Genomic DNA, 20,016 nt, shown 5'->3' with positions numbered 1-20,016 from the left:
CGATCGTGTCGCGAAAGTTGGTGTAAGCCCAAAAACGGGTCGTTGATGGGCATCTGAACAAAGGTGTGGTCACCGTCCTAGAATTCGTACTGCCTAAGGTAACGGATTCGAGGAAAGGACGATGGCCACGATGGAAAGTGTAACGGTTGACGCCGCTGTGGCGGCGGCAGAGATGCCACGTTTCGACGACGGCTGCGTGAACATGCAGGAGCTGGCACGCCTGCTGATCGAGCAGGTCGTAAACGAGGTGATGGACACGGTGGCCGCGGCGGCCGCCGAGGACGCCGGCACCAGCCGTAACGGTTACCGCGACCGCACACTCAACACGTGCGTCGGCACGTTGGAGCTGCGCATACCCAAGCTCCGAGCTGGCAGCTTCTTCCCAGGGGACGTGATGGGGCGCCACAGCCGCACGGACCGTGCGATGCTGGCTGCAGTGGTCGAGATGTACCGCAGCGGCGTCAGTACGCGCAAGGTGTCGGGGGTCGCTGAGGCGCTCGGTGCCGGTGAGCTCGGCAAGGACCAGGCCAGCCGCATATGCGAGCGGCTGGACAGGGAGGTCGAGGACATGAACGGGCGCCTTTTCGGCCCCGATGTGCACTTCCCCTACCCATGGCTGGACGCCACGTATGCGAAGTGCCGCCGCGAGGGCCACGTCGCCTCCACCGCGGTGGTTACCGCAATTGCCTGCGACGAGAACGGCAACCGCTATGTAGTGGGCTTCGACGTGGTAGACACCGAGTCGTACGAGTCGTGGCTGCCGTTTTTGAGGGGTTTGCGCGACCGCGGTGTACCCGGCGTGCTGCTTGTCGTCTCCGACGCCCATGGCGGACTGACCAAGGCGATCGCTGAGGTCTCTCGGGGTGCGGCCTGGCAGCGCTGCGCTGTCCGCCTGATGCGAGACTGCTGTGCGGTCGCCAAGTCGAAAAGCAAAGGAAAGCGTGTCGCGAGGCTCCTCTCGCCGGTTTTTAAGGCCAAAGATGCGCTGGTGGTGCGCGCCGCCTACCACAAGGCAGCTGAGATGGCGGACACCTTCTGCCCAGCCGCGGCCGAAATCTTAGACGAGGCGGAAGCTGACGCGCTGGCCTACCTCGACTTCCCGCCCAGCCACTGGAAGCGCCTGCGCGCCAACAATGTGCAGGAGCGCACGAACCGCGAGATAAAGCGCAGGTCGCGCGTGGTGCAGGTGTTCCCGAGCCCTGAGTCGCTCATACGCCTGGCGGGCGCGATCATGGCCGACGCGGACGATACGTGGCAGCAGTCGCGCTGCTTCTCTCAGGAGAAGGTGGGCGAGTCATGGGCACTCGTCGAAAAACGAGGCGAGGATGGCTGGGATACCTCGCTGCCGACGGAGGTCGAGCTCACGGTCGCCTCCAGGTTCGCGGATAGCATCCTCGCCGCAGCTGAGGTCGAGATGGAGAGGGAGGCGGCGTAATGAACGTCAGGGAGCTTGCGCGGCTTATCGAGGGGGCGGGTCCGAATGCCGAGGTGAAAATAGAGATCCGGCTGCCGGACGCGGGGCTGAGCGCCAGTTGGCTGGAGGTAACGGGCGCCGACGCCGATGACTTCACAAGCACGCTCACGCTGAGGGCGGACCTGCGATGCGAGGACTTTGTTGGCCTGCCCGGCAACTACGGACTTGTAGGCGGGATCTGCGATGCCAATGCGACCCGGCGCCGTTGGGAGGAGGCAGAGCAGAAAATGCTTGATTGCATCGGCGATGAGGAGTAGCTTCTGGCCTAGTTGCGAATTCTGGACGGTAGCCATAGGTCTCAACGAAATGTCCGATACACCAACATTCTCGACACTACCCTGGTTGCTGCGGTGACTGAACGCCTGGCTCACTAGCCACGCCTGCACCGACCGGGGTCCACAAGAACCACAGGGACACCACGCAGTTCGCCGCGCCCATCGCCAACATGGGTACGCTACGTCCCAAGCGTCCGTCTCTTGCTACTGCGCCTTCCTGATTGGGTGCCTCACCACGGTCCTCATCTTCGCAGAGTCGGCCTTCCTCGGGTCGGTGAGGTAGATCTCGTGATGCCGCCGCGCGTCGGAGAGGTCGGGCGCGTAGCCCTGCGCCTCGGCGAACGAATGCATGGCATCGACCGTTGCTGGCTCGTCGTCGTAGGGGTCGAGGTGCATGCACTGCACGCACAGGCCCTCGTCGGCCTCGAGCAGCAGCACGGGCGAGAAGTCCATCCCCTTCTTGGCGCTGGCCGCCCCGATGGCCCAGGCGAAGTTCGCCTCTCCGACGAACTCGGGCACGCGGATGGCGGAAACCCAGTTGAACGACGGCTTGTCAGCGTAGTCCACGCCTGTGGCGCCCAGTTGCCACCAGAAGCTCTCCAGGGGCGGAACCACGTATTGGTAGAAGCCCTCGATGGCGTGCTCGGTCTTGTAGCTCATCTTGAGGGTATAGGCGATGCCATAGAGCAGATCGAGCGCATGCTTGTAGGTCCCGCCCTCCTCGTTGGGGTCGGCCGAGCCTTCGACGGCGATGAAGCGCATGGGCGGAACCTCGATGATGGCGGGCTTCGCCTTGGGCTGGCAGAAATCTCGGTACTCCTTCTTGAAGTCGAACGGCATCCGCGGGTCCTTTCGTCCGGCTTGCCGTGTTGGCAGTTTTCGGATGGCTCGCACGTGGCGTGATGGCGCGCGGCTCGATGGCTGCTCTGCCGCGAGCGGGACACGCCACCACTCCGTTACTGGTACCTCAGCGACTCAACAGGGTCGAGCCGCGCGGCCCTCCATGCGGGATAGAAGCCAAAGAGCACGCCAATGCCCACGCAGATGCCGCTGGCAAGCGCTATGGCGGCAGTCGAGATCACGGGCGTGACCGTAAGCCCGCCCATCTGCATGAATGAGCTCGCTGCCTGTGCAAGCGCGCTGGCACCGGCAAAGCCCAGAAGGATGCCAAAGACCCCGCCCACAAGACACAGCACCACGGACTCGAGCAGGAACTGCAGCGTGATGTCAGAACGTCTTGCCCCCAACGCCTTCCTGAGGCCTATCTCGCGGATCCTCTCGGTGACGTTGGTGAGCATCATGTTCATGATGCCGATGCCGCCGACCACCAGGGAGACGCCTGCCACAGCGGTCATGAGCGCCTGGAACGCTGCCATCGTGGAGTCGAGCTGCTTGATTACGGAGTCCATGGTGGTGACGCTCAGGTAGTAGCCTGTGCCGTTCTCCCCACCCGACTCGTCTGCGACAGGCAGGTTGAAGTAGCTCCTTAGGTAGGACTCCGTCCGTGACGCAAGACCCTCCATGTCCACGCCCTCGCGCGCGATGCCCACAATCTGCTCGATGCCGGCCTCGCCGGACATCCGTGCCTGCAGGGTCTTCAGCGGGACGTAGGAGTAGCCACCCTGGATGCCACCGCTGCCCACGACTCCCACCACGGTGTAGTCATCGTTTCCAATACGCACGGTCTGACCGATTGCGGCGTTTGTATCCGATCCCCACATGGAGTCTGTGACGCTCTTGTCGAGGATCACCACACGTGAGCCCGTATCGCACTCGTTCTGCGTGAACGTGCGTCCCGCGACCGTGGAGACGCCCATGGCGCTCAGGTATTGAGGCTCAACACCTAGGATGGTCACCTGCCGCTCCGTTTCGCCGTTCGAGACTTCGCCTCCGGTGAACGCGACACCCGTGAGGGACTCATAGTCGTCAGACATGCCCCTCTCCAGGGCACCGAGATCATCCGCTGTAACCTCGCGGCCGACCCAGCAATCGATGCTTACCGTGCGCGATTGCGAAAGCCCCAGCTCGCCCACGAGGGACGCCTTGATGCCATCAATGAGCGCCGTCATGGCAATGACGGCACCGATGCCAATCACGATTCCCAGAACCGTGAGAAGGCTCCTGCCCCGGTTTGCGCGAATCGCGGAGAAGGTCTCAAAGACGAGGTCCCGGATTCTCATGCGATCGCCTCCTGCGGCGCTTCCTCGCCGCCGTTCCCCGTGCGCTCGCGCGCCTCGAGGGCGGTGACGTAGGCATGCTCCTGCTCCTCGGTGAGAAGCCTGCCGTCACGGATGTGCATCACGCGGTCTGCCCAGCCCGCGACGCTTGCGTCGTGCGTGATGAGCACGATGGTCTTGCCCTGCCCCTGCATGCGGCGAAACGTTCGCATGACCAGCTCACCTGTTGCCGAGTCAAGGTTTCCAGTGGGCTCGTCTGCCAGGATGAGCGCCGGGTCGTTCACGAGGGCACGCGCGATGGCCACGCGCTGCATCTGTCCGCCCGAGAGCTCGTTTGAGCGGTGGTCGTAGAGTTCCTCGGGAAGGCCTACCTCCAGGAGGGCCTTCCACGCGCGAAGCTCCCGGTTGCGCACGCCCGCGCGCGTGTAGACAAGGGGCAGCATCACGTTGCGCAGTACCGTGGCGCGTGGCAGCAGGTTGAAGGACTGGAACACAAAGCCCAGACGTGTTGAGCGCACATGGGCAAGATCGTCGTCTGTCAGCTTTGAGACGTCAAGCCCCTCGAGAAGATAGGTGCCCGAGGTTGGTCTGTCCAGGCATCCGAGGATGTTCATGAGCGTGGACTTTCCCGAGCCAGAGGGACCCATGATGGCAAGAAACTCGCCCCGTCCCACATCCAGGCTCACGCCGCACAGCGCCGGCGTAAGGCCTGCGGCAGACGAGTAGATGCGGTAGACGTTCTCGGTGTGGATGACGTTGGCCGTCATGTCACACCGCCATTCCGGACTGCGCATATGAACCATCCGTGGCGTGGGTGTCGGCAGACTGTGCCATGCCGATCGCCACCTCTTCACCCTCGGAGATGTTGCCCTCGACTGCGGCGGTGCTGCCGTCTGTGGCGAGGACCTTGACGGAGCGGTCCTCCGTCTGGGGCATGCCTCTCTCGTCATAGCCGGTGACGACAGTCACGGTTGCGGAGTCGCCCTCGCCGGAGATGGCGCTCGCAGGCACCATGAGAGTGTCCGGAATGTCCGTTGCGGCGATTGCCACGCTTGCTGTCATGCCTGGCTTGAGCGAGGGGTCAGGGTTGGGGATGAGCAGATCGACGGCGTAGGTGACCACAGACCCGCTTCCGTGTGCGTCTGCAGAGGAGCCGTTGCTCGACGCGACGGTAGCGATACGGGTGACGGTGGCATCGAGCTCGACGCCGGGAAGAGCGGAGAAGGTGACGCGTGCCGCCTGCCCCACAGCCACCTTTGCGATGTCCATCTCGTTCACCTGTACGGTCACCGTCATCTGGGAGAGGTCACCGATGGTGATGAGGGAGCCCGAACTTGAAGAGGCTGCGGTGGCAGATGCGCCGGCGCCGGTGCCCGAACCAAACGCCGCCCCCTCGACCGCGTTCATAACCACGACGGAGCCCGAGGTGGGTGCGGTCACGGTGCGCTTGTCCGCTGTGGCAACGGCGTCGTCGTAGGCATCCTGGGCGCTCTCGAGCGCCAGCTGTGCGGTATCAACGGCATCTGCCGCGGAGTTCGCGGTAGCGAGGTCCGCCTCGCCCGCATAGTATGCCTTGCATGCGGTGTTGTAGGTGTCCTTGGCAGATGCGAGTTGGGTCTTCGCGGTGCGCAGTTGGATGTCGGCCTCGCGCACGGCCTTGTCGAGCGAGTCGTTGCGCAGAACGAGGAGTGTCTGCCCTTTCTCGACGGTGTCGCCCTCGTGGACGTTCACCTCGGAGATGATGCCATCCACCTCGGGTGTGACCACCACGGAGTTCACGGGCTCGACGCTACCGGATGCCTTGACCTTGTCGACGAATTCACCGTGCTGGACGCTGGAAGTCTGAAGCGTTGGCTCAGATGCCATGTTCGCTGCCTGCTGCGCAGAGATGACGTTCCATGCGATGAGACCAGCGACGACGCATACCGCAACAACACCAATGACGATGCGCTTGCGACGGCGCTGCTTGCGGTGGGCAAGCAGGCTTTCCATGGCATTCTTGGTTCCCTCGTCTGTCTCGCCTGCGCCTGTCGCGGATGGAATGAACACAGTCTTGTCGGTGGAAATCACAGGCAGGTTGTCGAGGGGATGCCCTTCCTTATCCTTGCCGTTGGTGACGTCTTCTGCGTCATCGTTGATGTTTGTCTCCTGGGACATGGCGTGCTCCTCGTACTCGGTCGTGCGGCTGGCCCTCGGGGGTGCTCATCCAAACGTTGAGGATATGATACCGTTGCCTTTCATTCAGCCAACCTTCGCAGAGCTTACAGTTCTGTAAGCGGCGGATGCATCCGTGGGCGGTACGGGGCTATTTCGCGCAAAGGGAATGACGGAATGGCACATATTTACGGTTGGTGGCAGTTTTTCGAGGCTGCCCCAAGTACAAAATGATTCGATGTTTGTTGATACGCAGGTCAGGGAATTGCGACTTTACAAGTGATATATAAAAAATAAGTCCAAAACTGCCACCAACCGTCATTTCGTGTATGCCGACCGCCCGCCGCGTCACGCAAAAGGGCCTCCGGCACCATTTGTGGCACCGGAGGCCTGCTTCCAGCCAAGTTGCGGCGAGGAGGCGCTATGCCGCGCTTACCTTGCGTTTCGGCATGAGCTCGAAGGAGTTGTCGCCGTCATAGATGCTGCGGTCGATCAGGCCCTCGCTGGCAGCAACGAGCACCGAGGCCTCTGCAGCACCGAGCACGTTGGTTGCCGTGCGACCCATGTCGACGATGGAGGAGATGGGTGCCACAAGGGCGATGACCTCGACGGGAAGGCCAAGCGCAGCCAAAAGCGCCGTGGCGGTGATGGTTGCCGTTCCCGGCACGCCAACGGTGCCAACGGAAACCGCCAGCGTGAGCAGGACGAGGAATGCGTACTGAACCGGCGTGAAGGGGATGCCTAGGGCGTTGATTGCAAATACCGCAACAAGCGTGGGCCACATGCCAGCGCATCCGGGCATACCAAGGTTTGCGCCAAGGCCCGCCGTGAAGCTGGCCACGTCCTCATCGACGCCGAGGTTCTGCGTGAGCGAGCGAATGGTCACCGGCAGCGTGCCGATGCTGCTCTGCGTGGTGAAGGCAGTGACGGCAGCGGGTGCCACACCCTTAAGGAAGCGTACGGGGCTGAGATGTCCCGCCCAGCCCACGAAGGCGGATTCGACGCCAAAGAACTGGATGGCCAGGACCACGTATGCAACAACGAGCACGCCGAGCAGCGGTATGAGCTGCGTGACGTTGGCGCGGCCCACGGCACGGCCGATGAGGGCTACCACGGCATATGGCGTGAATCCAACGACCCAGCTCACGGTCTCGCCCAGAACCTTGTTGCCGGCGTTGACGAAAGCCTTGAACGGACGCACGTCTACCTTCTCGTCATCCTGGTGCTGTGAGGCCAGGCGATTGTACGCGAGGGCCACAATGATTGCAAACACGATGATGGGAACCACCGCGTCGCTTGTCCATTCCGCCGCAAGGTTCTGCGGGAAGAGGCCCACGATGGTATCAGTGACCGTGGGGACTTCCTTGGCCTCGTATGTGACACCGTCAAGCGAGAAGCCCGTCCCCACACCCAGAGGAAGTGCGATGGCAAGCGTGAGGAGGGTTGCCGTAAGCGTGTAAAGCATGAGAAGGACCACCGACTTCACCCCAATGCCCTTGAGGTGTACGAGGTCGGCGAGGTTGGTGACACTTGAGATGATGCTGAAGAGGAGGAGCGGCACCACAAGCGCAGATATAACGTTGGCGTAGATGGTGCCAAAGATTGCGTAGTACGAGAAGGCCTGGCCAAACGCGACGCCAATGACTATGCCGAGTCCTGTCGCAATGAGGGTGCGGATGCCAAAGCCCACCTCGAACTTGCGCTTGAGCGTGGCGAGAAGGGCGAATGCCACAATCGTGGCGACAAGTGCCCAGAGTGCCGTGATGTCTACCTGCATGGGATGTTACCTTCCTACGTGTCGTATGCGTTCCAAGTGGGGGATGCGGCCGAGTTGCTCCGCTGCGCTGGTTTCGTTACACATTCGGTGACAGATGATGGCCATGATGAGCTCCTCAATCTCTAGTGAGCCAGTAGGATATTAGTATGGTGCCCCAATCGGACGCGACGCACAAGAGTTGCCGTTGCAACATTTTCCGACAACTGGCGTTCGGAAAAGGCGAGAGCGGGGGAGGTCGCTTCAACCCCTCACACAAGTGGGGCCCAAAGGGTCCCACGAAGTGGCAGACTATTGACAGGCTGTCTAGCGAGTGCTCGAACCCCAGTGCATGTCACAGGGCAGAACCTGGTGCAAATCGACCTTGCCAGCACCTTTGATGAGGTCGATGAGAATGCGCGCCGCCTGCTGGCCTTCGCGATATGCGGGCTGGACTATGGTCGACACGCTTGGGGAGGCAATACTCGCCCAGTCCGTGTTGTCAAACCCAAGAAGACCAACTTGGTCTGGCATATTCGTATAAAAGTCGCGCATGGCAATGTAGACATCGGGGAGGGCCCAGCAGTTTGGTGCGAATACAAGCGTAGGCGTAGCGTTCCTGTCAAGCCGGTCATGCAGCCATGTTGCCAAGTCCTCTACGGCAACGCCGCTGTCGGGTATCACATATTCCTCATGAGGCACCTCGTGTGCCTCAAGGGCATCCACGCATCCGCCAAAGCGTTCCACACGAGAGCTTAAGAGCTGCGGCTGGGCGGCAACTACCAGCACTCGCTCGTACCCCTTTGCAAGGCATGCTTCTATTGCCTCGTAGGTCGCCTCATAGTTGTCCGTCTTCACCCAACTGGAGGTGTAGTCGTAGTACTTGCTGTCAAAGAATACCAGGTGCTTTCCGGCCTCAGAGATTACCTTTGCCACCTCACGGAAACGTGCGGTTGGCTGAACGATAAAACCGTCGACACCCACGGCGAGAAGACGTTCGATATAGGCCCGCTCATCATCGCGGTCGAAGTTGGAGCTGCTGATGAGAAGGCGGTAGCCGGCCTCGCTTGCGACGGAGTCGATCCCCTTCACAATTTGGTTTGAAAAGTGATTCGCAATGTCACCAACCACGATGCCGATCAGATAGGTTTGCTTTGCGTTCATGCTTCGGGCGAGCGGACTGGGCTCATAGCCCGTCTCGCTGATTGCCTGCTTAATGCGCTTGAGCGTCTCTCGTGACATGCGGTCGGTATGTCCGTTGAGGTAGAACGAGACCGTTGTCTTCGATGTACCGGCCAACTGGGCAATCTCGTTTATCGTGACGCGCTTCTTCGTAGATGTGGCCATGGAGCCTCGCTCGAGACGATTGGTAAGCGGTTTACTAAACAGATGGTATCACGGGGGCACAGGTATTTCCCTGCGTCCCCGTTGCCAGCGAATCTACATTTTTGCTTAAGGTTGTGCGGTGGTTCTCTTGCTGCTGTGCTCTGCTTGTTTAGGCAAGAATCCTACGAACAAGTGCGACGACCTTCTCGTCCGTCGCGTTGGCGAAGAAGTACTCCTGGAAGCGCTCGCCCGCAAAGGCGCCGCGCACGAGCTCGCGGTCAAGCTCGGGGAGAAGCTCGGTGAACGAACGGAAGTTCACCTCACGCACACGGTCGAGGACCTTCTTATTGCGCTGCTCGGGAACGACACGCTCTGCCGGGTAGCCGTTGCCAGACCCAAAGCCAAAGAGCTTCTCGAAGGTGTACTCAAGGTTGAGCTCCTGGCCCCAGCCGTTCTTGAGGGCGAAGGGCATGGCCACCGCGTTGCCGTCGTTGATCTGCGCAAAGGTGTAGGCGTCGAGGGGGTCCTCAACGTGCCCGCAGATGACGCCGGGGAAGGAGTTGAGTGCGAGCATGGCTCCTTCGCCGGTGCCGCAGCCGGTCACAACATAGTCTGCCGCGCCACCATTAAGAAGCGTGGCAGCGAGAATGCCGTTCTGTACGTAGGTGAGCTGCGCCTCGTCGTCTGCTGCGTACATGCCGTAGTTAAACACCGTGTGGCCCATGGGCTCCACAACCTTGCGCAGGGCCTTCTCAATCATGGTGTTCTTAGCCGCCTGGCTGTTCTCGTTGATGAGGGCGATTTTCATTGTGTTTCCTTCCTTACTAGAACAAAACATAGGGCGAGATGTAGTTCGTAGAGACGCACTCAACGGGTGACAAAGTAAACTAGTTTTGTAACGACTTCAACTGAACTGCCGTTCAACCCCTCAATTTGAACCGTTCACCGGCCATTCTTTGTAATACGAAGGAAACGATCCCATGATTTCGTATCGAGGAAAGATAAACCGGTTTGCATTTATTCACTTCGACTGAGAGGAGGGGGGCATGGGCGTCCCATTCATTGAATCGCTTGCAGACATCAAACGCTGGAACTCTGCAAAGCACCTTAGCAAGGATGAGCTCGAGCTTGGGCTCATTCGATGTCTGGCGCAGATAGATGCGAACATGTCGGTTTTTGGCAATGGGCAGTTCCCGACCCCAGCAACGACGAACGGTCTGTATGGGGTGATGGGAAACGATGAGTGGACAAACGGCTTTTGGACCGGTCAGCTTTGGCTCGCTTACGAGCTTACCGGTGAGTTCCGCTACAGAACCCTTGCGGAGACAAACGTCGAGAGCTTCCTTGAGAGGGTCGAGCGCAGGCATGAGCTTGATCATCACGATCTAGGCTTTCTCTACACCCCCTCGTGCGTTGCTGCATTCAAGGTGTGTGGTAGCGAGAAGGGGCGTAGGGCAGCAATTCTCGCCGCAGACCAGCTGATGACGCGTTGGCAGGGACGTGGGAGGTTCTTCCAGGCATGGGGTCCCATGGACAGCCCCAATCACTATCGCATTATCATCGATTGCCTGCTCAATGTGCCGCTGCTTCATTGGGCAAGTGATGTCACGGGTGATCCAACGTATGCAGCATGTGCCCGCGACCACTTTATGACAACCTGCGCGCACATCATCAGGGCCGATGGCAGCGCCTTCCATACCTTCTATATGGACCCGACAACCGGTGGCCCAGATCACGGAGCAACCCGACAGGGGTACTCCGATGATTCCGCATGGGCTCGTGGACAGGCCTGGGGTATCGATGGCATTCCCATCAACATCCGCCATACCGGTATGAGTGGCTACCGAGACTATGCTCGCTCCATGAGGAACTACTATCTCAATAGGCTGCCCGAGGACTCGGTCTGCTACTGGGATCTTGTGTTTGGTGACGGATCTGGTCAGCCGCGCGATAGTAGTGCCGCTGCTATTGCGGCATGCGGATTCGCCGAGATGGCATCCCAGGAGACAGGCGAGGAGGAGCGCACGATTGACGAAGGTGCTCTGGCTATCACGCTCCGTTCGCTCATCAATAACTATACGAATGATGGACCTGAGCCCGGTGCGCCCATCCTGCGTCACGGTGTCTACAGCTGGCATTCCCGAAAGGGAGTTGACGAGGGAAACCTCTGGGGTGACTACTTCTTCCTCGAGGCTATCGCGAGGAAGCTCATTACGTGGAACCCATACTGGTAGGAGGACGAAGAAATGGCAGTTCCCAATATTATTATGACCCGTATCGACGAGAGGCTCATCCACGGACAGGGTCAGCTCTGGATTAGGTCTCTCGGGGCAAACACGGTCATCGTTGTGAACGACGAGGTCGCAGGTGACCACATGCAGCAAACCATCATGAAGACCGTTGTTCCTAAGTCGGTGGCGCTGAGGTTCTTCGCCGTTCAGAAGACTATTGACATCATCGGGAAAGCTGCTCCGGCTCAGGTTATCTTCCTCATCGTCAAGACGCCGCAGGATGCGCTGCACCTCGTTGAGGGCGGCGTTCCCATACACGAGATCAATGTTGGCAACGTTCACAACGCTCCAGGGAAGGAGAAGGTCACGCGTTCGATATTCCTGGGTGAAGATGACAAAGAGGCCTTCCGCGAGATGTCTCGCCGCGGTGTTGTATTCAACACAAGGACAACTCCGAGCGGCACTGATGGCGCAGCGGAAGTAGACATCACCAAGTATCTGTAGTCAACTGGTGCAGAGAAGGGAAGCTCGTCAATGGAAATCTCACTCGTTCAGGCACTCCTGATTGGCCTATGGACTGCCTTCTGCTACAGTGGCATGCTCTTTGGTATCTACACTAATCGTGCTCTCGTCCTATCCTTTGGCGTTGGCCTTATTCTTGGTGATGTCCCAACTGCCCTGTCTTGCGGCGCTATCGCGGAGCTTGCGTTCATGGGCTTTGGCGTTGGCGCGGGCGGTACGGTGCCTCCCAACCCCATTGGTCCCGGCATCATCGGTACGCTCATGGCAATTACCATGGCTGATGTGACCCCCGAGACGGCGCTCTCGCTCTCCATCCCCTTTGCCGTTGCCATCCAGTTCCTGCAAACCTTCGTGTACACGCTTACTTCGGGTAACCAGGAGATTGCGACCAATGCCCTTAAGGAGCACAAGTTCAGAAAGTGGCGTCTCTTCTCCAACTTCACCGTTATTCTTTTCGCAATCGTTGGCTTCATCCTCGGCTTCCTTGGAGCGAGCAGCATGTCGCTTCTGAGCCAGCTCGTCGCCCTTGTCCCCCAGTGGCTCCTTAAAGGTCTGAGCGTTGCTGGTGGCATGCTTCCCGGAATTGGCTTCGCAATGATCATGAGCGTCATGCTCGAGAAGGAGTTCGTTCCTTTTGCCCTGCTCGGCTACATTGCCGCGGCCTATCTCAAGATGCCGGTCATCGGTGTGGCGCTCGTTGGCTGTGTCTTTGCACTCAAGCACTACAACGACGTGAAGGAGAACGCCGCTTCCCATGGTGGCGTTGAGCTTGCCGCAAACGATGACGAGCAGGCCGGCCGCGAGGACTGGATCTAGGCCCTAGGGAACTGACTGACAAGGAGAACTACGATGACCGAAGACATCACCACGGCCTCTTCAGAGAAGGACAAGGGCACCGCTGAGCACAAGCTCACTACTCACGACTACAACGTTACCACCCTGCGCTCCTATTTCCTCCAGAACGGCTTTAACTACAGCAACTACCAGGGCCTCGGCTACGGCCTGGTGCTTTACCCTGCCTTCAAGAAGATCTATGGGGAGAACACCGGCAGGCTTGCGAAGGAACTCGAGCAGAACTCCGAGTTCTACAACACCAACCCCAACTTCCTTCCGTTTGTTACTTCGCTGCATCTCGCCATGGCAGACGAGGGAGCGGATTACGAGGACATTCGCGGCATAAAGATGGCGCTCATGGGGCCTCTCGCAGGCATTGGCGACTCGCTTTCTCAGTTCTGCATCGCGCCGCTCTTCTCGACGATCTTCGCGTCGCTTGCCATGAGCGGCGTCGCTGCTGCGCCCCTCCTCTTTCTTGTGGCTATGAACGGCGTGCTCATCTCAATTAAGTTTGCCGTAGCGGCTCAGGGCAGGAAGCTCGGTACCACAATTATCGACAAACTCAGTTCCGAGCTGAGCACCATCTCCGAGACTGCGAGCATGATTGGTGTAACGGTTATTTCGGGCCTCGTTGCAGCCTACGTGAAGATGAACGTAGGAATTACCTTTGCAGCTGGAGCTGCGGAGGAAGGCGTCAAGCAGTCCACCGTCAACATTCAGTCGATGCTTGATGGCATCGCACCCGCGCTCCTGCCGGTGCTGTATACCGCACTTATGTACTGGCTCATCAAGAAGAAGGGCTGGGACACCTACAAGCTTGTTATCCTCACCGTCGTGCTGGGGATTGTCCTCTCGGTGTGTGGCATCCTGGTCTAGGGTCTAGATAGAAAAGCAGTTGGGAGGGTCCGGTTGGACCCTCCCATTTTTATATGGAGGCATATATGGGGATTCGCTTCGACATGGACGCTCCGGGTATGGGCGAGGTCATCAGGCGTGCTGATGATGTGCTGGAAAGCCGCTTCTACTTCACCAAGATTTGGGACATGGAGCGCTGCGAGACTCCCTACGAGGTGGATCTTTCAAAGTGCACGCTTGAGGAATGGGAGGCAGCTCCAAATGGAGATCAGGAGTGGTGCTTCATGCTCAATCGCATGGATTATCTCGACGATCTTTGCCTGGCTTGGCTGGCGACACGCGAGGAGCGCTACGCCGAGAAGGCGGTATCCCTCATGCTGTCTTGGGTTTCCGCCCATTCCGAACTCATCCCAGGCTTAAGCACGCGTACGCTCGATTCAGGGGTGCGCATCTCGGCAATGGCTCGCGCCTTGTCCACTCTTGAAAACACTGACTTTCTAAGGTCTCAACACGCTCAGATCATCCGCGAAAGCATATCTGAGCAAATTAGCTTCATCCATGACCATTATCTTCCCAAGTACGAGACGAGCAATTGGGGCAGCATCCAGACGCTTTCGGTTCTTGCAGTGTACGGGCGCCTTTCGATGGACCCCGAGAATGAGCGCTGGTGGAAGTGGGCTTTCAACCGAGCGGAAGCTCAGCTTGCCGCACAGGTGTATCCCGACGGCACCGATTGGGAGCTTTCGACCATGTACCAGGCGGAGGTCTTCCTCTATGCGCTTCAGGCGCAATGGGTGCTGGGGAAGAAGGGTCTCCCTATTCCGAGGGGGCTCAGCAATGCCTGTCGAGGGCTTGCACAAACGCTTGCGATGCAGGTTATGCCAGACGGAACAACTGAAGCACTGGGGGATAGCGACAGGTCAGATGTGCGGCCGCTGCTTGCTCTGGCTTCTGCCTCTCTCAGGGACTCGGAGCTTAAGTGGGTAGCAAAAGTCTCTTCGCTCGACCCCCTTGATGTGTACTCCTACGGGATCGGAATTGAGAAACCCTACGAGGCACTCGTTCCCCAGCAGCCGCATTCTCTCACACTTGATGCCTACGACTCGGGATTGTTCGTATCGAGGTCCTCGTGGAACAACGATGCGAACGTTACCGTGTTTCTCGATGGACCTTTAGGAAGCGGTCATGGCCACTGCGACGAGTTGCATCTTTCCGTATGGTCAAAGGACAGGGCGATTCTAGTCGATTCAGGTAGATATACCTACCGGGAGGATTCTTCGGATAGGCCGAGACTAAAGGGCGTCTCCGCTCACAATGTCCCGAGCATAGATGGACGCTCAAACAGCGAACCGCTTGGCAGCTGGGAATACAGGGACTTCTCGTATCCGCTCAAGCCGTATGTGCGTCACACTGCCGGATTAGATTATTGGGAAGGTGCTGTTGTGGGGCATAAACCTACGTCGGTTCTGCTTCGTCGTGTCGTGTGCGTAAGCGGGTGCGCTTGGGTCATTGTCGATCAAGCTTGGTGCGATGGCGCGCATGACCTGCAGGCGCGCTTCCATCTAGACCCCTCTCTTCGTGCTCAGCCTGCAGAAGGAGGCTGGCTCCTCGGTGACACTTCGCTCATGCTTCATGTGGGGGAGGGTTCCGAGGTTGTGCACGAAGGCTGTTCGATGTCATATAACCAGATGTCCGACCAAGACGTTATTGTGACGCATGCTTCCCCTGAGGACCGTGGGGTACAGATTGCAGTTCTTGCCATGCAAGATGTGGTGGTGGAGGAGGGGCCACTCATGCGGGCCGACGGCACAGAACTCGATGCCTCCCTCGCTCGTTGCATTCGGCTTGGCTTTCCCGAGGGCGTCACAAAGACGCTTGCGGTCACCTTTGGCGAGGTCTTCAATGGCGTCAAGGCCTTTCTGTGTGACGGGGTGTCGTTTCATGCCGGGGTTGCCGTGGTCACGCGTGACACAAGAGGCGTGAGGCTGGACGTGCTGAGAGGGTAGACATTGATTACGCCGGCACATGCGTGCACTCTTCCACCAAGTATCGTGTGGAAAGTCGACGTGAAGGAAGAGAAGTATCATATCCGCGCAAACAAGGCGGCCAAACTCCGCGCGAAGCCAGGCATCGTCCCTATCGTTTATCCCCCACGACTCATAGGGGTAGCAACTGTGATGGCAGGTCTGGAAGACGCCATCGATGGCGTCTCGCGCAAGAGACCGGGGGTTCGTTGCGGAAATCCATGTGTCCTGCTGGGATACGAACGATGCTTGGTGCAAGAGCCTCATCGAGCATCAACCCTATATCACGGCCTGGTGGGCAGTCGACGATGATGAGGTCGCCGGGCTGGTAGGGGCCCATAGCGAACGTCGAGCATTGCAAGGGAAGGGGAGGACGCCTCAGAGACGATGCCCCCCGAGGCGTCCTGAAGTCTGACGGCGATGTCATCTGATGCGGCCATAGCCTACTCCGGCTGCTTGCCAATGTAGGCGAGGATGCCGCCGTCGACGTAGAGGATGTGGCCGTTCACAAAGTTGGAGGCATCAGAGGCGAGAAAGACCGCCGGGCCCATGAGGTCCTCGGGCGTGCCCCAGCGCCCGGCAGGGGTCTTTGCGCAGATGAACTGGTCGAAGGGGTGGCGAGAGCCATCTGCCTGCCGCTCGCGCAGGGGAGCGGTCTGCGGGGTGGCAATGTAGCCCGGCCCGATGCCGTTGCACTGGATGTTCGCGCTGCCAAACTCGGAGCAGATGTTCTTGGTGAGCATCTTGAGGCCGCCCTTTGCCGCAGCGTAGCCCGCGACGGTCTCGCGCCCAAGCTCGCTCATCATCGAGCAAATGTTGATGATCTTGCCATGGCCCTTCTCGACCATGCCTGGGATTGTCGCCTTGGCGCAGATGAAGGGGCCAACAAGGTCGATGTCAACCACTTGGCGATAGTCCGCGGCGCTCATCTCGAGCATGGGGATGCGCTTGATGATGCCGGCGTTGTTCACCAGGATATCGGGTGTGGTGCCATAAACCTCGCGGATCTTCTCGATAAGGCCTGCGACCTGCTCCTCAACGGTGACGTCGGCCACAAAGCCGTGGGCTTCGATGCCGAGCCTTGCGTACTCAGCGGTGGCGCTGTCGATGCGCTCCTGTCGACGGTCGTTGAACGCGATCTTGGCGCCGGCCTGAGCAAGGGCGGTGGCAATCGCGAATCCAATGCCGTAGGTGGCGCCCGTCACGAGGGCGACCTTGCCCTCGAGCGAGAAACTGGAGAGAACGCCTGCGGTCTTCTCGTCCATGCGTGCTCCTATCGTTTGCATAGGGATACTCTCAACACTATTGAAGTATAGTAAACCGGTTTTGTCAACATGGAAGAGCAACGCCCCTAGCCCACGGATAAGTATCGCTTTTTATCGAGAATGGCGTGAGAAACCTGGTTTATGAGCGTGTGCCTTGCGCGAAGTAGCCTGGGAAGGCAGCGATGACCTCGTCCCGCTCGTCGAGCATCACGTGGAGGTGGTGGACCGTGACATAGGCCGCCTCCTCGGGGTCCCTCCTGGCGATGGCCTCAATCAGCTCCTGGTGTTCGGCAAGAATCGAGTTCCACCCCATGCCGCGCGCCTGTACGTGCAGCCAGCGGTAACGCTCGAGGTCGATGTTGGTCCCCTCGAGCCATGCCCAGGCCCGCTGCCTCCCCGCAATGCGGTAGAGCATCTCGTGCATGCGGTTGTCGGCACCGAAGAAGGACCGCTGGTCACGAACGTCCATGGCACGCGCCTGGTCGTCGAGAAGTCCCCGCAGGGAGGCGATGTCTTTCTCGCCAGCACGCGAGCAGCACTCCACGACAACGACGCGCTCGGTGTTCGACCGAAGGAAGCGCGCGCACTCGGCGGCCCCGAGGTCGACCAGGGCGACGTACGAGCCGCTCTTTGGGCGGGTTACGACTAGGCCCTCCTGTCGCAGGCGCACGATTGCCTCCCGGACCGGAGTGCGACCAACGCCCAAACGCTCGCGAAGCGCCGTGGGGGAGAGGCGCTCCCCGGGGGCAAAGCGGAACTCCATGATGCCACGTCTCAGCGCACTGTAGGCAAGCTCAGCCCGTTGGTCCTGGTCGGTGCTGTCCGGCATCCGTTCCTCCTTGGACTCGATGATGACGGCTAACATGCTACTCATAAACTGGAACGTGAGTTACGTTAGGCTACTGTCACGTGGCTGTCTACTCGTTTGTCGATATTTTGCATCCACTTGCGAAAACACCATGCAGCACCTTGACTTCGCTTACGCAAGGCGAGAACATCTCAGGCATAACTAGCATGCTAGATAACTCCAAGGAGGAGCACATATGGATGCGGCATCAAAGGTCCTGACGTTTGGCGAGATCATGATGCGGCTCTCGCCTCCCGATTACCTGCGTCTTGAGCAGGCCACGAGCATGGACGTGCGCTACGGCGGCGCCGAGGCGAACGTCGCGCTCTCTCTGGCATACCAGGGTGACAACGCAGCATACGTCTCCGTCGTGCCGGAAAACCGCATTGGCAACTGCGCGCTGCGTAGCCTTGCGGCCTATGGCGTGGACGTGAGTCGTGTCGTTCGCACGGGCGACCGACTGGGCACCTACTACTTTGAGCTGGGTGCCTCGGTCAGGTCCAACGGCTGCATCTATGACCGCAAGTACTCCGCCATGAACCTGGCTCCCCGCACCGTCTTTGATTGGGATGCAATTCTCGACGGCATCGAGGTGTTCTATGTCTCCGGCGTGACTCCTGCGGTCTCGCCCGAGATGGCCGCTGCCTGCGAGGAGGCCCTCACGGCCTGCCGCGAGCGCGGCATCACCACGATCTGCGACCTCAACTACCGTGGTCGCCTGTGGTCGCCCGAGCGTGCGCGCGAGGTCATGAGGCGTCTCCTGCCCCTTGTTGACATCTGCATCTCGAACGACGAGGATGCCGAGGCCTGTCTGGGCATCTCCCATGGCTCTGGCTCGCTTGCCACCGGCATCGAGGAGCGCGACGCCTACGTGCAGATCGCCGCCGACGTCTGCGAGCGCTACGGCTGCAAGATGGTTGCCTCAATTGTCCGAGACATCCGCTCCGTCGAGGACTCGGACTGGATGTCGCTCATCTACGCCGACGGCCAGGCGCACTTCTCGCCCGTCCACCATGTCCACGTGCTCGAGGGCGTCGCGGCAGGCGACGCGTATGGCGCGGGTCTCATTCACGCGCTGCTCCACGGCTTTGACCTTGACCGTGCGGGTGAGTACGCCATTGCCGCGAGCGTCCTCAAGCTCACCGTGCGTGGGGACTCCAACCTGGTGAGCGTTGGCGAAATCGAGTCCGTTGCAAAGAGCGGTGCCGCCCTGCGCGTGAGTCGCTAGGACAGTTGTCAAAGGGGGATCTCATGGGTTACATGGATGGTTTCTACAAGAGCGTCGAGCAGGTTGGCGTGGTGCCCGTGGTCGTGCTCGACCGTGCTGAGAGCGCGGCCCCGCTGGGGAAGGCGCTCGCCGAGGGCGGGCTTTCGGCTGCAGAGGTGACCTTCCGCACAGCTGCGGCAGCGGACTCGATTCACGCCATCTCGAAGGAGTGCCCAGACGTTCTGGTCGGTGCGGGCACGGTCCTCAACGAGGCCCAGGCCAAGCGTGCCGTCGATGCTGGCGCTCGCTTTGTGGTCTCTCCCGGCTACGACCTGGGCGTCGTTCGCTGGTGCCTCTCGCACGAGGTGCCCGTGATTCCGGCTGGCGTCACGCCCACCGAGGTCACGGCGTTGGTCAACGAGGGCGTTGAGGTCACGAAGTTCTTCCCGGCGGCGCAGTATGGCGGCCTTTCAACCATCCGCGCGCTGGCATCGGTCTTCGTGGGGCACCGCTTCATGCCCACGGGCGGCGTGAACGCCGAGAACCTCAAGGACTTCCTTGCCGACCCCGCCATCATTGCCTGCGGCGGAACCTGGATGTGCAAGCCGGCGATGATTCGCGCGGGCGAGTTCGACCGCATCTGCGAGCTCTCGCGCGAGGCGGCTGCCATGGTTCGCGGGTAGGGTCGCGCCAGTTGATTCCTGTTTGAGCCTCCTCTGTCTGCCGGCTCACATGATATTTGCAGTAAAATGCCTGTGAACCCAGCGAGAGGAGGCTCGGCATGCCGGCAATGACGTCGCTCAGCGAGTTCAGTAGGCATCAGGGCGAGACGATATCCGAGCTTGAGAAGACGGGGGAGCCCCTGTACCTCACCAGAAACGGGAAGTCTGCCGTGGTGGTTATGGACGCGGATGCCTTCGACTGCATGGTCTCTGCCAAGGAAGAGCTTCGCACTCGCGAGATGGCGGTGTATGATGGCCTCATGCAGGGATACCAGGACGTTCTTGATGGAAAGACGGTTCGCGCGCAGGACGCCTTTGCCCGCATTCGTTCCGAGCGCGGCTGGTAGCAT

19 protein-coding genes are annotated in these 20,016 nt (G+C 59.9%); 10 read left to right on the top strand and 9 right to left on the bottom strand.

Annotated elements, in window-relative coordinates:
* The first annotated feature begins 130 nt into the window (after positions 1–130).
* Positions 131–1,435, top strand: a complete 1,305-nt coding sequence (locus tag E0E00_RS10080) for an IS256 family transposase (RefSeq protein WP_165443659.1) — start codon at positions 131–133, stop codon at positions 1,433–1,435.
* Positions 1,435–1,731, top strand: coding sequence for a hypothetical protein (locus E0E00_RS10075; protein ID WP_130810735.1), 297 nt, complete (start codon positions 1,435–1,437; stop codon positions 1,729–1,731). Before E0E00_RS10080 ends, E0E00_RS10075 begins: the two co-directional genes overlap by 1 nt.
* A gap of 222 nt (positions 1,732–1,953) precedes the next feature.
* Here the strand turns inward: E0E00_RS10075 and E0E00_RS10070 are convergent, their stop codons facing one another.
* From E0E00_RS10070 to E0E00_RS10040, 7 genes are all read right to left on the bottom strand, one after another.
* Positions 1,954–2,589 carry a GyrI-like domain-containing protein gene (locus tag E0E00_RS10070; RefSeq protein ID WP_130812378.1) on the bottom strand — a complete coding sequence of 212 codons (636 nt, stop codon included), beginning with the start codon at positions 2,587–2,589 and terminating at the stop codon, positions 1,954–1,956.
* Between the two features lie 116 nt (positions 2,590–2,705).
* Positions 2,706–3,929 carry an ABC transporter permease gene (locus E0E00_RS10065; RefSeq protein ID WP_130812377.1) on the bottom strand — a complete coding sequence of 408 codons (1,224 nt, stop codon included), beginning with the start codon at positions 3,927–3,929 and terminating at the stop codon, positions 2,706–2,708.
* A complete protein-coding gene (locus tag E0E00_RS10060; RefSeq protein ID WP_130812376.1) occupies positions 3,926–4,693 on the bottom strand; it encodes an ABC transporter ATP-binding protein in 768 nt (255 codons plus the stop codon). Before E0E00_RS10060 ends, E0E00_RS10065 begins: the two co-directional genes overlap by 4 nt.
* Before the next feature lies 1 nt (position 4,694).
* Positions 4,695–6,083 carry an efflux RND transporter periplasmic adaptor subunit gene (locus tag E0E00_RS10055; protein WP_130812375.1) on the bottom strand — a complete coding sequence of 463 codons (1,389 nt, stop codon included), beginning with the start codon at positions 6,081–6,083 and terminating at the stop codon, positions 4,695–4,697.
* A gap of 418 nt (positions 6,084–6,501) precedes the next feature.
* A complete protein-coding gene (locus tag E0E00_RS10050; RefSeq protein WP_130812374.1) occupies positions 6,502–7,857 on the bottom strand; it encodes a dicarboxylate/amino acid:cation symporter in 1,356 nt (451 codons plus the stop codon).
* A gap of 303 nt (positions 7,858–8,160) precedes the next feature.
* Positions 8,161–9,180, bottom strand: a complete 1,020-nt coding sequence (locus E0E00_RS10045; RefSeq protein WP_130812373.1) for a LacI family DNA-binding transcriptional regulator — start codon at positions 9,178–9,180, stop codon at positions 8,161–8,163.
* A gap of 148 nt (positions 9,181–9,328) precedes the next feature.
* Positions 9,329–9,967: an RpiB/LacA/LacB family sugar-phosphate isomerase gene (locus E0E00_RS10040; protein WP_130812372.1), complete on the bottom strand. Its 639-nt coding sequence runs from the start codon at positions 9,965–9,967 to the stop codon at positions 9,329–9,331.
* Positions 9,968–10,205: 238 nt separating this feature from the next.
* Here E0E00_RS10040 and E0E00_RS10035 point away from each other — a divergent pair, with 238 nt between their 5' ends.
* From E0E00_RS10035 to E0E00_RS10015, 5 genes are all read left to right on the top strand, one after another.
* The gene (locus tag E0E00_RS10035) at positions 10,206–11,393 is read left to right on the top strand and encodes a glycoside hydrolase family 88 protein (RefSeq protein ID WP_130812371.1); all 1,188 of its coding nucleotides are present in this window, start codon (positions 10,206–10,208) and stop codon (positions 11,391–11,393) included.
* 12 nt (positions 11,394–11,405) lie between these two features.
* On the top strand, positions 11,406–11,894 hold the full coding sequence (locus E0E00_RS10030) for a PTS system mannose/fructose/N-acetylgalactosamine-transporter subunit IIB (protein ID WP_130812370.1): 489 nt from the start codon (positions 11,406–11,408) through the stop codon (positions 11,892–11,894).
* A gap of 30 nt (positions 11,895–11,924) precedes the next feature.
* On the top strand, positions 11,925–12,728 hold the full coding sequence (locus E0E00_RS10025; protein WP_130812369.1) for a PTS mannose/fructose/sorbose/N-acetylgalactosamine transporter subunit IIC: 804 nt from the start codon (positions 11,925–11,927) through the stop codon (positions 12,726–12,728).
* Positions 12,729–12,761: 33 nt separating this feature from the next.
* The gene (locus tag E0E00_RS10020) at positions 12,762–13,622 is read left to right on the top strand and encodes a PTS system mannose/fructose/sorbose family transporter subunit IID (protein WP_130812368.1); all 861 of its coding nucleotides are present in this window, start codon (positions 12,762–12,764) and stop codon (positions 13,620–13,622) included.
* Between the two features lie 98 nt (positions 13,623–13,720).
* Positions 13,721–15,607, top strand: a complete 1,887-nt coding sequence (locus E0E00_RS10015) for a heparinase II/III family protein (RefSeq protein ID WP_165443658.1) — start codon at positions 13,721–13,723, stop codon at positions 15,605–15,607.
* Positions 15,608–16,068: 461 nt separating this feature from the next.
* Here the strand turns inward: E0E00_RS10015 and E0E00_RS10010 are convergent, their stop codons facing one another.
* The gene (locus E0E00_RS10010; protein WP_130812366.1) at positions 16,069–16,890 is read right to left on the bottom strand and encodes a gluconate 5-dehydrogenase; all 822 of its coding nucleotides are present in this window, start codon (positions 16,888–16,890) and stop codon (positions 16,069–16,071) included.
* A gap of 139 nt (positions 16,891–17,029) precedes the next feature.
* Positions 17,030–17,719 (bottom strand): GntR family transcriptional regulator, encoded by a 690-nt coding sequence (locus tag E0E00_RS10005; protein WP_165443657.1) that lies wholly within the window; start codon positions 17,717–17,719, stop codon positions 17,030–17,032.
* Between the two features lie 214 nt (positions 17,720–17,933).
* Between E0E00_RS10005 and E0E00_RS10000 the strand changes: the two genes are divergently transcribed.
* The 3 genes from E0E00_RS10000 (at position 17,934) to E0E00_RS09990 (ending at position 20,013) form a co-directional block, all read left to right on the top strand.
* A complete protein-coding gene (locus tag E0E00_RS10000; RefSeq protein WP_130812364.1) occupies positions 17,934–18,965 on the top strand; it encodes a sugar kinase in 1,032 nt (343 codons plus the stop codon).
* A 23-nt stretch (positions 18,966–18,988) separates the two neighbouring features.
* Positions 18,989–19,627: a bifunctional 4-hydroxy-2-oxoglutarate aldolase/2-dehydro-3-deoxy-phosphogluconate aldolase gene (eda, locus tag E0E00_RS09995; RefSeq protein WP_130812363.1), complete on the top strand. Its 639-nt coding sequence runs from the start codon at positions 18,989–18,991 to the stop codon at positions 19,625–19,627.
* Positions 19,628–19,725: 98 nt separating this feature from the next.
* A complete protein-coding gene (locus E0E00_RS09990) occupies positions 19,726–20,013 on the top strand; it encodes a type II toxin-antitoxin system Phd/YefM family antitoxin (protein ID WP_130812362.1) in 288 nt (95 codons plus the stop codon).
* Positions 20,014–20,016 lie beyond the last annotated feature (3 nt).

The sequence above is a fragment of the Olsenella sp. Marseille-P4559 genome (assembly GCF_900605015.1).
In the GTDB taxonomy this organism is placed as follows: Bacteria; Actinomycetota; Coriobacteriia; order Coriobacteriales; family Atopobiaceae; genus Tractidigestivibacter.
Note: the sequence above shows the minus strand (reverse complement) of the source record. Positions and strands in the feature narration are given on the sequence as shown.

What these genes read in the sequence shown, in the direction of transcription:
- E0E00_RS10080 (WP_165443659.1), top strand. Translation starts at nt 131, where the DNA reads ATGGAAAGTGTAACGGTTGACGCCGCTGTGGCGGCGGCAGAGATGCCA.
- E0E00_RS10075 (WP_130810735.1), top strand. Translation starts at nt 1,435, where the DNA reads ATGAACGTCAGGGAGCTTGCGCGGCTTATCGAGGGGGCGGGTCCGAAT.
- E0E00_RS10070 (WP_130812378.1), bottom strand. Translation starts at nt 2,589, where the DNA reads ATGCCGTTCGACTTCAAGAAGGAGTACCGAGATTTCTGCCAGCCCAAG.
- E0E00_RS10065 (WP_130812377.1), bottom strand. Translation starts at nt 3,929, where the DNA reads ATGAGAATCCGGGACCTCGTCTTTGAGACCTTCTCCGCGATTCGCGCA.
- E0E00_RS10060 (WP_130812376.1), bottom strand. Translation starts at nt 4,693, where the DNA reads ATGACGGCCAACGTCATCCACACCGAGAACGTCTACCGCATCTACTCG.
- E0E00_RS10055 (WP_130812375.1), bottom strand. Translation starts at nt 6,083, where the DNA reads ATGTCCCAGGAGACAAACATCAACGATGACGCAGAAGACGTCACCAAC.
- E0E00_RS10050 (WP_130812374.1), bottom strand. Translation starts at nt 7,857, where the DNA reads ATGCAGGTAGACATCACGGCACTCTGGGCACTTGTCGCCACGATTGTG.
- E0E00_RS10045 (WP_130812373.1), bottom strand. Translation starts at nt 9,180, where the DNA reads ATGGCCACATCTACGAAGAAGCGCGTCACGATAAACGAGATTGCCCAG.
- E0E00_RS10040 (WP_130812372.1), bottom strand. Translation starts at nt 9,967, where the DNA reads ATGAAAATCGCCCTCATCAACGAGAACAGCCAGGCGGCTAAGAACACC.
- E0E00_RS10035 (WP_130812371.1), top strand. Translation starts at nt 10,206, where the DNA reads ATGGGCGTCCCATTCATTGAATCGCTTGCAGACATCAAACGCTGGAAC.
- E0E00_RS10030 (WP_130812370.1), top strand. Translation starts at nt 11,406, where the DNA reads ATGGCAGTTCCCAATATTATTATGACCCGTATCGACGAGAGGCTCATC.
- E0E00_RS10025 (WP_130812369.1), top strand. Translation starts at nt 11,925, where the DNA reads ATGGAAATCTCACTCGTTCAGGCACTCCTGATTGGCCTATGGACTGCC.
- E0E00_RS10020 (WP_130812368.1), top strand. Translation starts at nt 12,762, where the DNA reads ATGACCGAAGACATCACCACGGCCTCTTCAGAGAAGGACAAGGGCACC.
- E0E00_RS10015 (WP_165443658.1), top strand. Translation starts at nt 13,721, where the DNA reads ATGGGCGAGGTCATCAGGCGTGCTGATGATGTGCTGGAAAGCCGCTTC.
- E0E00_RS10010 (WP_130812366.1), bottom strand. Translation starts at nt 16,890, where the DNA reads ATGGACGAGAAGACCGCAGGCGTTCTCTCCAGTTTCTCGCTCGAGGGC.
- E0E00_RS10005 (WP_165443657.1), bottom strand. Translation starts at nt 17,719, where the DNA reads ATGCCGGACAGCACCGACCAGGACCAACGGGCTGAGCTTGCCTACAGT.
- E0E00_RS10000 (WP_130812364.1), top strand. Translation starts at nt 17,934, where the DNA reads ATGGATGCGGCATCAAAGGTCCTGACGTTTGGCGAGATCATGATGCGG.
- eda (WP_130812363.1), top strand. Translation starts at nt 18,989, where the DNA reads ATGGGTTACATGGATGGTTTCTACAAGAGCGTCGAGCAGGTTGGCGTG.
- E0E00_RS09990 (WP_130812362.1), top strand. Translation starts at nt 19,726, where the DNA reads ATGCCGGCAATGACGTCGCTCAGCGAGTTCAGTAGGCATCAGGGCGAG.